10 protein-coding genes are annotated in these 11,969 nt (G+C 64.3%); 3 read left to right on the top strand and 7 right to left on the bottom strand.

All coding sequences use genetic code 11. From position 1 onward, the window contains the following. Positions 1-68: 68 nt before the first annotated feature. The 3 genes from ABGI63_RS12090 to ABGI63_RS12100 all read left to right on the top strand — a co-directional run bounded on the left by ABGI63_RS12090 (position 69) and on the right by ABGI63_RS12100 (position 6,305). A complete protein-coding gene (locus ABGI63_RS12090) occupies positions 69-1,262 on the top strand; it encodes a ribonucleotide-diphosphate reductase subunit beta (protein ID WP_269837960.1) in 1,194 nt (397 codons plus the stop codon). A 303-nt stretch (positions 1,263-1,565) separates the two neighbouring features. After that, positions 1,566-2,822: a hypothetical protein gene (locus tag ABGI63_RS12095; RefSeq protein ID WP_432767409.1), complete on the top strand. Its 1,257-nt coding sequence runs from the start codon at positions 1,566-1,568 to the stop codon at positions 2,820-2,822. A 390-nt stretch (positions 2,823-3,212) separates the two neighbouring features. Next, complete coding sequence (locus ABGI63_RS12100) at positions 3,213-6,305, top strand: PKD domain-containing protein (RefSeq protein WP_349742649.1); 3,093 nt, start codon at positions 3,213-3,215, stop codon at positions 6,303-6,305. 39 nt (positions 6,306-6,344) lie between these two features. Here ABGI63_RS12100 and ABGI63_RS12105 read toward each other — a convergent pair whose 3' ends face one another. The 7 genes from ABGI63_RS12105 to ABGI63_RS12135 all read right to left on the bottom strand — a co-directional run bounded on the left by ABGI63_RS12105 (position 6,345) and on the right by ABGI63_RS12135 (position 11,968). After that, positions 6,345-7,424, bottom strand: coding sequence for a DUF3426 domain-containing protein (locus ABGI63_RS12105; protein WP_349742650.1), 1,080 nt, complete (start codon positions 7,422-7,424; stop codon positions 6,345-6,347). A gap of 28 nt (positions 7,425-7,452) precedes the next feature. Further along, positions 7,453-8,346: a 50S ribosomal protein L11 methyltransferase gene (gene prmA, locus ABGI63_RS12110; RefSeq protein ID WP_349742896.1), complete on the bottom strand. Its 894-nt coding sequence runs from the start codon at positions 8,344-8,346 to the stop codon at positions 7,453-7,455. Between the two features lie 11 nt (positions 8,347-8,357). Further along, positions 8,358-9,707 carry an acetyl-CoA carboxylase biotin carboxylase subunit gene (accC, locus tag ABGI63_RS12115; protein WP_137941577.1) on the bottom strand — a complete coding sequence of 450 codons (1,350 nt, stop codon included), beginning with the start codon at positions 9,705-9,707 and terminating at the stop codon, positions 8,358-8,360. Positions 9,708-9,716: 9 nt separating this feature from the next. Continuing rightward, the gene (accB, locus tag ABGI63_RS12120; RefSeq protein ID WP_349742651.1) at positions 9,717-10,175 is read right to left on the bottom strand and encodes an acetyl-CoA carboxylase biotin carboxyl carrier protein; all 459 of its coding nucleotides are present in this window, start codon (positions 10,173-10,175) and stop codon (positions 9,717-9,719) included. 78 nt (positions 10,176-10,253) lie between these two features. Next, on the bottom strand, positions 10,254-10,709 hold the full coding sequence (gene aroQ / locus ABGI63_RS12125; protein WP_349742652.1) for a type II 3-dehydroquinate dehydratase: 456 nt from the start codon (positions 10,707-10,709) through the stop codon (positions 10,254-10,256). A gap of 135 nt (positions 10,710-10,844) precedes the next feature. Beyond that, positions 10,845-11,369, bottom strand: a complete 525-nt coding sequence (locus ABGI63_RS12130) for a TlpA family protein disulfide reductase (RefSeq protein ID WP_349742653.1) — start codon at positions 11,367-11,369, stop codon at positions 10,845-10,847. Continuing rightward, positions 11,366-11,968, bottom strand: a complete 603-nt coding sequence (locus ABGI63_RS12135; RefSeq protein ID WP_349742654.1) for a hypothetical protein — start codon at positions 11,966-11,968, stop codon at positions 11,366-11,368. The genes ABGI63_RS12130 and ABGI63_RS12135 overlap by 4 nt, the downstream gene beginning before the upstream one ends. Position 11,969: the final 1 nt, after the last annotated feature.

Raw genomic sequence — 11,969 nt, forward strand, 5'->3', positions numbered from 1 at the left:
TTGATGTCAAGAAGTCCTTGGTGTTTGAACACAACACTCTGATAATTCGACACGATAGGAAGTCCACCATGTTGGTTTGGGAAGAAGACCTGAAGCCCTCGAACAGCGTCACCACGAATGCCGCGCCGCGCACTGCGCCGGTCGCGAGCGCAGCAGCCACCGCGTCGCCCGCCACAACGGCCGCCGTGAGCAGCACCCAAACCGTCCCCGCGTCCACCGCAACGGCCCAGGTTCTGGGCAACGGCGCGCGCGTCAAGGCCTCGGACAAGCGCATCATCAATGGCCAGACCGACGTCAACCAGCTGGTGCCCTTCAAGTACAAATGGGCCTGGGAAAAATACCTGGCCACCTGCGCCAACCACTGGATGCCGCAGGAAGTGAATATGTCGCGCGACATCGCCTTGTGGAAAGACCCGAACGGTCTGACCGAGGACGAGCGCCGCATCATCAAGCGCAATCTCGGCTTCTTCGTGACCGCCGACTCGCTGGCCGCCAACAACATCGTGCTGGGCACCTACCGCCACATCACGGCCCCCGAGTGCCGCCAGTTCCTGCTGCGCCAGGCCTTTGAAGAAGCGATCCACACCCACGCCTACCAGTACATCGTCGAGTCGCTGGGCCTGGACGAGAGCGAGATCTTCAACGCCTACAACGAAGTCAAGTCGATCCGCGACAAGGACGAGTTCCTGATCCCCTTCATCGAGGCGATCATGGACCCCAACTTCCACACCGGCACGCCCGAAAACGACCAGACCCTGCTGAAGAGCCTGATCGTCTTCGCCTGCCTGATGGAGGGGCTGTTCTTCTACGTCGGCTTCACGCAGATCCTGGCGATGGGTCGTCAGAACAAGATGACCGGTGCCGCCGAGCAGTACCAGTACATCCTGCGCGACGAGTCCATGCACTGCAACTTCGGCATCGACCTGATCAACCAGCTCAAGGCCGAGAACCCGCATCTGTGGACGGCCGAGTTCAAGGCCGAGATCAAGGCGCTGTTCCTGCATGCCGTCGAGCTCGAGTACCGCTATGCCGAGGACACGATGCCGCGTGGCGTGCTCGGCCTGAACGCCTCGATGTTCAAGGGCTATCTGCGCTATATCGCCAACCGCCGTGCCACCCAGATCGGACTGGAGGAGCTCTTCCCGAATGAAGAGAACCCCTTCCCCTGGATGAGCGAAATGATCGATCTGAAGAAGGAACGCAACTTCTTTGAAACCCGCGTCATCGAATACCAATCCGGTGGCGCATTGTCCTGGGACTGAGCCCGGACACAGGACAAGCTCTGCGGCTTGTTCCGTGCCTGATGAAGGCCCAAGCGCCTGCAAGCGCTTGGGCTGAACTAGCAAATGGCTGGTGCCGCATGCTGTTCAGTTCCCAGATTGTTGTGAGGTCAAGAGATTCGCGAGACCCAAGACCATGGCCCTAGAAATTTGGCTGGTGCTCGCAACCCCATTCACCGTACCGGGGCGCTCCTCCTGGGCGACTTCCGGACGATGAATAACTGCGCTGTGGCGGACCGGTCTGCTGCGGGCAGTGCTTTTTCCACTTGATCAAGGAGAACTGAAATGGCAACTGCAAAGAAGGCAACGGCAAAGAAGGCCGCTCCCGCCAAGAAGGCTGCGGCTCCGGCCAAGAAGGCCGCCGCTCCGGCGAAGAAGGCCGCTCCGGCCAAGAAGGCCGCTGCTCCGGCAAAGAAGGCCGCTCCGGCCAAGAAGGCTGCTGCTCCGGCGAAGAAGGCCGCTCCGGCCAAGAAGGCTGCTGCGCCCGCCAAGAAGGCTGCCGCTCCGGCGAAGAAGGCCGCTCCGGCCAAGAAGGCTGCTGCGCCCGCCAAGAAGGCTGCCGCTCCGGCGAAGAAGGCCGCTCCGGCCAAGAAGGCTGCTGCGCCCGCCAAGAAGGCTGCCGCTCCGGCGAAGAAGGCCGCTCCGGCCAAGAAGGCTGCTGCGCCCGCCAAGAAGGCTGCCGCTCCGGCGAAGAAGGCCGCTCCGGCCAAGAAGGCTGCTGCGCCCGCCAAGAAGGCTGCCGCTCCGGCGAAGAAGGCCGCTCCGGCCAAGAAGGCTGCTGCGCCCGCCAAGAAGGCTGCCGCTCCGGCGAAGAAGGCCGCTCCGGCCAAGAAGGCTGCTGCGCCCGCCAAGAAGGCTGCCGCTCCGGCGAAGAAGGCCGCTCCGGCCAAGAAGGCTGCTGCGCCCGCCAAGAAGGCTGCCGCTCCGGCGAAGAAGGCCGCTCCGGCCAAGAAGGCTGCTGCGCCCGCCAAGAAGGCTGCCGCTCCGGCGAAGAAGGCCGCTCCGGCCAAGAAGGCTGCTGCGCCCGCCAAGAAGGCTGCCGCTCCGGCGAAGAAGGCCGCTCCGGCCAAGAAGGCTGCTGCGCCCGCCAAGAAGGCTGCCGCTCCGGCGAAGAAGGCCGCTCCGGCCAAGAAGGCTGCTGCGCCCGCCAAGAAGGCTGCCGCTCCGGCGAAGAAGGCCGCTCCGGCCAAGAAGGCTGCTGCGCCCGCCAAGAAGGCTGCTCCTAAGGCTGCTGCCAAGCCGCCGGCCAAGAAGGCTGCACCGAAGGCCGCTCCCAAGGCTGCTGCCAAGCCGCCGGCCAAGAAGGCTGCACCGAAGGCCGCTCCCAAGGCTGCTGCCAAGCCGCCTGCCAAGAAGGCTGCTGCCGCTGCACCCAAGGCCGCTGCCAAGCCGCCTGCCAAGAAGGCAGCCAAGAAGCCTGCAGCCAAGAAAGCCGCCACGGCCCCTGCCCCTGCCGCCGCCAAGCCGGCTGCTGCACCCGCCGCCAAGACGGCGCTGAGCCCGCAAGCGGCTTGGCCCTTCCCGACGGGCAGCAAGCCCTAAGAAGCCCGGGCCTTCGGGCCCTTGGCATCAAACCCGGCCTCGGCCGGGTTTTTTTATGGCTGGCGTGGTGCACTTGCCGCGCCGGAGGCCTGCCGCTGCGATGTGTGTGTTGCCCGCCTCGTCGCCTGTGTCGCACCACACCCTTATGGGGGCGTTGACAGTGGAGATGAGCGACATGGATGATCTGCCCGCCGTTGATGCGACCTGGTGATGTTGGGTCGTGTCCGATGTGCGTAGTCAAATGCCCGAAGAGGACCGGCAACTCAGGTTGATGCAATTAAGGTAGCAGTCGGGTGATTTTGGGGTGTAGGCATGTGTCAGTGGCAAAGCATCACTGGCCATGCAAAACGGGGGGGATTCATGAGCGTGGGCAAATGGCCAGGATCCGCAATGCGCGGATGGGTGGTGGGTGTTTGTGCAGCGATGCTGCTGCTTGCTGCTTGTGGAGGAGGAGGAGGCGGCGGCGGTGCTGAAGAAGTTGGAGCATCACGACCCGACCCCGCAGTTTCCGCCACTATTGAGACCGTTCAGCCTGTCGCACCGCGTGCGCAGCAAGGTGTGACCTTCAAAGCGCTTGCGGGCGGAGGTAACGGCGTCTACACCTACCGCTGGGATTTTGGCGATGGCCAGACGGCCACCGGGGAAAAGCCCCAACACATCTATGCCAGGGCCGGTACCTACAAGGTGGTCATGTCCGTCACTGACGGACGCTCTCAAGTGGCCTCGGCCAGTACCAGCCTCGCCGTAGCAGCGGCCAGTGAATGGACGATAGATGCCACCTTCGGCGAGGTCTCCATCAATCAGCCTATACGTTTCAATGCCAAGGCGATCTACAACGCGTTCTTCGGCAATGAGAAGGTTCGCTGGGATTTTGGAGATGGGGCTACGTCGGAAGGCTACTGGGTCGAGCACGCGTTCAAGACCAAGGGCAGCTACGAAGTGAAGCTCCTGGTTTCCGAACCCGGGGGCGAGACGGTGGAGTCCAAGCTTGTTGTCAATGTCGTGCACGACGGGCCATCCGCTTTGATTGTCTCGGCGCCGGACAAGGTCGTGGCGGGTCAAGTACCTACCTTCGTTGCCAAAGGTAGCGGACGAGGCAAGCTGGTGTTTGAATGGAACTTCGGCGACGGATTCATTGATCTAGGCGAGCGTATTAATTGGAAGATCTATGACAAGGTCGGGCCGCAGGAGGTTCAGCTGCGTGTGCGCGACGAGTTCTTTGCGCGATCAGAGCCTCTGCTTATAAAGTTCGAAGTCGTGCTGCCTGAGAAGCCATCGGCAGTCCTGATCAGGCCGGAGCAGGTGCTCGTGAACGAGAGTGCTGCCGTCCAGTTCTACGCCTCTTGGCTTGCCCCCGGGTACACAGACAAGGTTCTGTGGGACCTCGGCGATGGAGCCGTGTCAACGGAGCAATATCTCAAGCACACGTACAAGAAGCCGGGAGCCTATAGCGTCAAGCTGACTGTGACCGATCGCTTTGGACAGACGGCCACTGGCTCAGCAACGGTGCAGGTGAGCCCACGCCAGAGCCTCGGCCTGTTTGCAGGTTCCAAGCCGCCGCATGGCGACGAGAACGGGTCAACCGATGCGGCTCGCTTCTACTATCCACAATCGGTAGTGGTAGGCAAGCAAGGCGACATCTTCGTGGCAGACAGTGCAAACCGTCGCATCAGGAAGATCAGTCAGGGACGTGTGACGACCTTTGTCGGAGAGCCGGCTCGGTGGGGTTGTGAGGCACCCGCCTTGTCGGCTGACCTGAAACTGGCCATGGACTCGCAGGGCACGATGTATGTCGTCGATGGCTGTTCGGTCGTGAAGAAGGTGGGGCTTGATGGCACGGTATCGCTGCTGGCGGGCAGCGCAAGTCATCCGATCGGCTACCTGGACAGCGTCGGGCGAGCTGCACGCTTCGGCTACCTCAGCGCCATTGCGATCGATCATCAGGACAATGTGGTGGTTGTGGACGGTGTTTACATCCGCAAGATCACACCTGATGGGGTGGTGTCGACCTTGGCGGACTTGCGCAAAAAGTGCTGGTATCCCGATTACCACGGTGGGGCACCCCTCAGTATTGACTGCGGTTTCACCGCCGTCCAGGTATCGCCCAGCGGCAGCATTTATGTGGCTGAATCCGGCGGGGGGATTTACCGTGTCGATGCCGGCAACCAACTTGTCCTGCTGGCAGGGCATACCCACGAGCGCGGCTTCGTGGATGGCGTGGCAGGCGCCGCGCGATTCAGCCGGGTGGACGCCTTGCTGGCCGATGCAACTGGAAATCTCTATGCGGCTGACAGCGGGAACAATGTTTTGCGCAAGATCATCGCCGGTGGGACCGTTTCCACTCTTGCTGGTCAGTCGGGTGCCTGGGGCGGAACGGACGGACAAGGAAGCAATGCCAGGTTTGGTCGGCCCACGGGACTAGCCTTCGACCTTGATGGCTCCATCGTCCTGGCGGACAGGGATCTGCAACTGATTCGCCGCGTCGCGCTCGACGGAAGCACCAGCACGGTCGCGGGCTTGAAGTCGCCGTTCGGGCTTAGGGACGGCCGAGGGACGGACGCTTGGTTTGCCCGTCCGGCCGGAATGACGGTATCGGCCCGCGGTACGGTTTATGTGTCGGATGTCGGGAACTATGCCGTTCGGCGCATCACGGATGATGGCTCGGTCACGACCTTGGCGAGATTTCCCTACCGATACATGCAAGTCTTCGGCACTCATCCTTTCGGGGATGTGCCAGCTTTTGGTGGAGTGGCGGTCGATGCTGATGAGAATGTCTATGTGGCGGACTCGGGCAACAACGTCATCCGCAAGATTGCGCCTGACGGGACGGACACCATTCTGGCCGGGCAGTTGGGTTTGTTCGGCTACCAAGATGGCCCCGGCGCCACCGCGCTCTTTTACTCTCCCATAGGCGTTGCGGTCGATGCGGCCAAGAACGTCTATGTGGCTGATACCTTCAACCATGTGATCCGCAAGATCGATCCCAATGGCGTGGTCAGCACCTGGGTCGGTATGGCTCGCGTCGAAGGTGACACCGACGGACCGCGTGTGGTCGTCCAGTTCAGTTTTCCCACGCATCTAGCGCTGGCGGTCGATGGCAGTCTTTATGTGGCGGATTACGGCAACAAAACCGTCCGCAAAGTGGCTCCGGATGGCTGGACCTCTTTGATTGCCGGCAAGACACGCACTTATACAAATGGGAGCTCGGACCAGTTGGGTTCCGATATGGTTTTCGGGGGGGAACTGGGCGGTCTGGCTGTCAATGCGGACGGTGATCTCTTCTTGGTCGACAAGTCCAGCGCTGTGGTGCACCGCATCAGCTCTGATGGGATGGTAAGAAGGGTGGTCGGATCCTGGTGGTCGCACCGAGTTGATCTGGGGCCCTTGCCCGGCAGCCTATTCATCCCTGAGGGTGTGGCGGTGACGGCCGATGGCCAACTTCTGATCACTTCCGGCAACGCCGTGCTACGAACTGGTTGGTAGTTGGGCAAAGCGTGCAGGCGGCGCTTACGCCACCTGCCCTCAGGGATAGAAGATCTCGACGCTATAGCCGCTGACGCGGTGCCGACCGGTGCTGAAGACGAGCTGAAGCTGCTGCTCGCTGTCGCCTTTCATGCTGAGCTGGCTCAGATTGAAATCAGTGGGTTTGAGCATGCGCCGTGCAACCACCGCGCCGCTGGCATCGGTCAGGCTCAGATCGACCCAGGGCAGGGCCAGCGCATAGGCGGCCTTGTTGCGCAGCTGCAGTGCGAGCTTGTAGCTATTGCCCGAGCCAGCCTGGGTCAGCCCGCTGTTCTCGACCGCCAGCGCGTCGATGCGCCGCCAGGGCTGCAGCTCGCAGCCGGCTACGCCGCACAGCGACTGCAGCAGCGGCGTGCTGGGCGGGTAGAGCGCGGCAATGGCATTGCGGAACTGCAGGCCCAGCTGCAGCAGCAGGGCGGCCAGCAGCAGCAGGGCGCTCAGGCCCAGCGCGATGCGCACGCGCGGTTGCTGCCAGCGTGCGGTGGACGAGGCCTGGCGCAGAAAGCTGGCCTCGACCGTCTTGTGCTCGGGCGTGTCGTGGGCGGCCACCTCGGCGGCCAGCGCCGCCAGGCGGGCATCGACCAGCACGTCGGGGTCCGAAGCGGACTCGGGAGCGACCGTCGACGGCAGCGGCGTCACCTCGGGTTCGGGCAGCACGGCCGGCTCGGGGCTTGGCTCGACGCTGATGGCCTCGTCCCAGAAGGGCTCGCGGCGCGGCTCGGCGCTGCCGACGGCAAAGTGCGGCAGCGGCGCAGCTTCTTCCTCGCGTGCGGTCGGCGCTGGCTCGTCCTCGAACTCGCGTGGCACGACCCAGGTGGTGGCGTCGGGCGGCGGCGCGCTGACGGCCATCGCTTCGACGGCTTCCATTTCGGCCACCGGCTCCGGCTCGGGGGCCGGCACAGGTGCGACCGCAGCGGGCCAGGGTGGCGGCAGCTCGCGGTCGATGTCGAACAGCTGCTCGCGGGCATCGAAGACCTCGGCGCAGCGGCCGCAGCGCACCCAGCCTTCGGAGACGCGGAGCTGATCCTGCACCACCCGGAAGATGGTGCCGCAAGCGGTACAACGGGTGGCAAGACTCATGACCGGAATCATGCCATGAGCACAGGGCTCAAACCCGTTGCGCGCTCATCAGAATCCAGCCTTCTTCGCTGTCGCTGACCTCGAGCTTGAGCCAGGGCGCATAGGCCGCCTTCAGCTCGTCGGCCTGGCGCTCCAGGATGCCGGCCAGCACCAGGTGCGCGCCGGGGGCCAGGTGTTGACACAGCAGCGGTGCCAGCAGCTTCAGCGGCGTGGCCAGGATATTGGCCAGCACCAGCGGGTACTCTCCCTGGGCCGCATCGGGCAGGGCTGCATTGACCGCCACCTGGTTGTCGCGTGCGTTCGAGACGGTGGCCGTCACGGCCGCCGGGTCGATGTCGACCGCGTCGATGTTCGTGGCGCCATAAAGCGCCGCACCGATCGCGAGGATGCCGGAGCCGCAGCCGTAGTCCAGCACGCGCGCCCAAGTCGGGGCCAGGTCTTGATGCGCGGCGATCCAGCGCAGACACATGCGGGTGGTCGGATGGGTGCCGGTGCCGAAGGCGAGGCCCGGGTCCAGTCGCATCACCTTGCTGGCCTGGGCGGGTGCCTCATGCCAGGACGGCACGATCCAGAACTCGGGCGTGATCTCCACCGGCGCGAACTGCGACTGCGTCAGCCGCACCCAGTCCTGCTCGACCACCGCCTGGATGGTCTGCACATGGACATCGCCGGCCCAGTCCTGGCTCAAGAGCAGGGTCGCGGCCTCGGTGGCCTCGGCCTCGCCGGGGAACAAGGCCTTGACCACCGAGCGCTGCCAGCCGCCTCGCGGCGCCGGCATGCCGGGCTCGCCGAACAAGGCCTTCTCGGCATCGGTGTCGGCGTCGGCGTCCTCGACCGAGACGGCCAGCGCGTCGAGTTCGACCAGCGCATCGCTGACGGTCTCGACCTCGTCCTCGCCGCAGATCAGCACCAGCTCGTGCAGGTCGGGTGTGCTCATCGCTTGTGCTCGCTCATCCAGCTTTCAAGATAGTGAATGCTGGTGCCGCCTTCCATGAACTTGGCGTCGACCATCAGCTCGCGGTGCAGCGGGATATTGGTCTGTATGCCTTCGACCACGGTCTCCGACAGCGCGATGCGCATGCGCGCCAGCGCCTGCTCCCGCGTGTCGCCGTGCACGATGATCTTGCCTATCATCGAGTCGTAGTTCGGCGGCACGTAGTAGTTGGTATAGGCATGCGAGTCCACGCGCACGCCCGGACCGCCCGGCGGGTGCCACATCGTGATGCGGCCGGGCGAGGGCGTGAACTTGACCGGATCCTCGGCATTGATGCGGCACTCGATCGAGTGGCCGCGCATCGTGATATTGCGCTGGGTGAAGGGCAGCTTCTCGCCGGCCGCCACCTTGATCTGCATCTGCACGATGTCGATGCCGGTGACCATCTCGGTGACCGGATGCTCGACCTGCACGCGCGTGTTCATCTCGATGAAGTAGAACTCGCCGTTCTCGTAGAGGAACTCGAAGGTGCCGGCGCCCCGGTAGCCCATCTTGCGGCAGGCGGCCGAGCAGCGGTCGCCGATCTTCTCGATCACGCGGCGCGGGATGCCCGGCGCCGGCGCTTCCTCGATGATCTTCTGGTGGCGGCGCTGCATCGAGCAGTCGCGCTCACCCAGCCAGACCGCGTTCTTGTGGCCGTCGGCCAAGACCTGGATCTCCACATGGCGTGGGTTCTCCAGGAACTTCTCCATATAGACCTGCGGATTGCCGAAGGCCGCACCGGCTTCCGTGCGGGTGGTCTGCACCGCATTGACCAGGGCCGCCTCGGTGTGGACCACACGCATGCCGCGGCCGCCGCCGCCGCCGGCCGCCTTGATGATGACCGGGTAGCCGATGGCGCGGGCGATCTTGACAATCTCCTTCGGGTCTTCGGGCAGGGCGCCCTCGGAGCCGGGCACGCAAGGCACGCCGGCGCGAATCATGGCCTGCTTGGCCGAGACCTTGTCGCCCATCAGGCGGATGTTGTCGGAGGTCGGGCCGATGAAGACGAAGCCGCTGCGCTCGACACGCTCGGCAAAGTCGGCGTTCTCGCTGAGGAAGCCGTAGCCGGGGTGGATGGCCTCGGCATCGGTCACCTCGGCGGTGGCGATGATGGCCGGCATGCTCAGATAGCTCTGGGCCGAGGCCGCCGGGCCGATGCAGACGGCCTCGTCGGCCAGCTTCACATACTTGGCATCACGGTCGGCCTCGGAATAGACCACCACCGACTTGACACCCAGCTCGCGGCAGGCGCGCTGTATCCGCAGGGCAATCTCCCCGCGGTTGGCGATAAGAATCTTCTTGAACATCGCGAGGCCTTATTCGATGACGAACAAAGGCTGGCCGAATTCCACCGGTTGGCCGTTCTCGACCAGGATCTTGGTGACCGTGCCGCTCTTGTCGGCATCGATCTCGTTCATGATCTTCATCGCCTCGATGATGCAGATCGGCTCGCCTTCCTTGATCTGCTGGCCGAGTTCGGCAAAGGACTTGGCATTCGGGCTGGAGGCGCGGTAGAAGGTGCCGACCATCGGCGACTTGACGATATGGCCGGTCTCGACCGCCGGCGCCGGTGCGGCGGCCGGGGCCGCGGCGACCGCCGGGGCGGCGGGCGCGGCCGCAGCGGGGGCCACGACGGGCGCTGCCACCAGCGGCGCGGCGACCGAACCGTCGGACTTGACGATGCGCACCTTGCCGTCGGCCTCGGTGATTTCAAGTTCAGAAATATTCGACTCGGACACCAGGTCGATCAGGGTCTTGAGCTTGCGCAGATCCATAAGGCTTCTCCAACAGAGATGATGGTTGTTATGTTTCAGTGTGCGGCCGCCCGTGCGGCACGCCGATGACGGGCTTGATCAGCCCGCCCCCTCCGACTTGTTCTTCAATGCCGTCAGCGCGTACTGCAGGGCCAGTTGATAGCCCTGGGCACCCAGCCCGCAGATCACGCCATCGGCGAGTGCGGAAAAAAAACTGTGATGCCGGAAAGGTTCGCGCTTGTGGATGTTCGACAGATGGACTTCAACAAAAGGCAGGCCCACGGCCGCCAGCGCATCGCGCATGGCCACGCTGGTGTGCGTGTAGGCCGCCGGGTTGATGATGATGAAGCGGCAACCGTCGCGGCCCGCTGCCTGAATGCGGTCGACCAAGGCACCCTCATGGTTGCTTTGGAAGGATTCCAGCTTGACGCCAGCTTTGGTTGCGATCTCTGTGAGATCAGCATCTATCTGGGCCAAAGTCCGCGAGCCATACACCCCAGGCTCCCGGCTGCCCAGGAGATTGAGATTGGGTCCGTGAAGTACAAGAATCTGCATCTGCAGCGTGCCTCAGGCATTAGAGCTTGGACACTAGAAGCGATAAAGGCTGGACTTTACGCTTTTTAGGGGCTGTTCAAGGCAGCTGCCTAAAAATATATCGCTTGACCTGAGTCTCGGCTTGGGCTTGCCCACTCAGGGCTGGCTGCGGCCCAGCTCGCGCAATTCTGCCAGATGGGTCGCACCCAGCTTGCGCCAGAAGGGCTCGCCTGCAGCGTCGAAAGCCACGCTGAAGGGCAGGCCGCCTTGGAGATTGCCCAGTGTGCGGGCCAGCTCGGTGCCGGTCAATCCGGCCAGACCGATGGTGAAACCGACCGGCAGCTTCTTCAGGAACGCGCGCACCGGCGTCGGGGCATCGACCGCCAGCCCGACCAACTGCCAGCCCGGATGCTCGCGCGCGAACTGGTCGAGCTCGGGCATTTCCTTGACGCAGGGCGCGCACCAGGTGGCCCAGAAATTCAGCAGCAGCGGCTTGCCCCGCAGGCTGCTGGCCTGCAGCAGACCCCCCTCGGGACGCTCGAAGCTCGATGACCAGAAGCTGTTGGCGGCGGCCGAGATCGGTTCGGGGCGATGGCCGCGCAGCCCATAGCCGACACCCAGCGCCGCGGCGCCCAGACCGGCGGCGCCGATCAGCAGCCGCCTCTTGTTGATCGAGGTCAAGATGGGTTCTCCTGCAGCAGTTTGCGCAAAGCGCCCAGGTCGCCGCGCTCGCTGCGGCCCTTGGCATCGGGTTTGAGGGCGCCGCGCACATCATCGAAATCCAGAATGCTCAGCGCCACCGTGACGCTCTCGCCCAGCGCCTGGCAGGGGGCGGCCAGGGTCAGCACATCGATGGGCTGGCCGCGCGGGCCCGTGATCGAGCCGACCTCGTAGTCGACCCGCCAGTTCAGCAGGGCGATCTCGGCGGACTTGCTGTCGTCGCAGAACAGCTGCAGATGGATATTGGACAGCCGGGTGGCCGTGCCGCGCCAGACCGCGCCGCACAGATGGGGCCGGAACTCGGCCAGCCGTTCCATCCATAGCGCCGCCAGCTCGCGCAGCGCGGCCAGCTCGGCCGGCTGCGTGTCGGCGCAGAACAGGGCCAGATAGTCGCGCACCTGCTCCTCCAGCTCGTCATTGCCGGGCAGGGCGGTGCGCTTGGGCAGGCCCAGGGTTTTCAGCGCGCGCTGCTTGGCCGGGCCATATTCCAGCCCCTCCTCGACCACCAGTCGGGCGGCGGTGGCGGCGATCTCCTGACTCAGACTGCTGAATTCGTCCATC

The organism is Roseateles cavernae (assembly GCF_040187885.1).
GTDB lineage: Bacteria > Pseudomonadota > Gammaproteobacteria > Burkholderiales > Burkholderiaceae_C > Roseateles_E > Roseateles_E cavernae.

Coding starts and splice junctions, on each gene's coding strand:
- ABGI63_RS12090 (WP_269837960.1), top strand. CDS start 69: ATGTTGGTTTGGGAAGAAGACCTGAAGCCCTCGAACAGCGTCACCACG.
- ABGI63_RS12095 (WP_432767409.1), top strand. CDS start 1,566: ATGGCAACTGCAAAGAAGGCAACGGCAAAGAAGGCCGCTCCCGCCAAG.
- ABGI63_RS12100 (WP_349742649.1), top strand. CDS start 3,213: ATGCGCGGATGGGTGGTGGGTGTTTGTGCAGCGATGCTGCTGCTTGCT.
- ABGI63_RS12105 (WP_349742650.1), bottom strand. CDS start 7,424: ATGAGTCTTGCCACCCGTTGTACCGCTTGCGGCACCATCTTCCGGGTG.
- accC (WP_137941577.1), bottom strand. CDS start 9,707: ATGTTCAAGAAGATTCTTATCGCCAACCGCGGGGAGATTGCCCTGCGG.
- accB (WP_349742651.1), bottom strand. CDS start 10,175: ATGGATCTGCGCAAGCTCAAGACCCTGATCGACCTGGTGTCCGAGTCG.
- aroQ (WP_349742652.1), bottom strand. CDS start 10,709: ATGCAGATTCTTGTACTTCACGGACCCAATCTCAATCTCCTGGGCAGC.
- ABGI63_RS12135 (WP_349742654.1), bottom strand. CDS start 11,968: ATGGACGAATTCAGCAGTCTGAGTCAGGAGATCGCCGCCACCGCCGCC.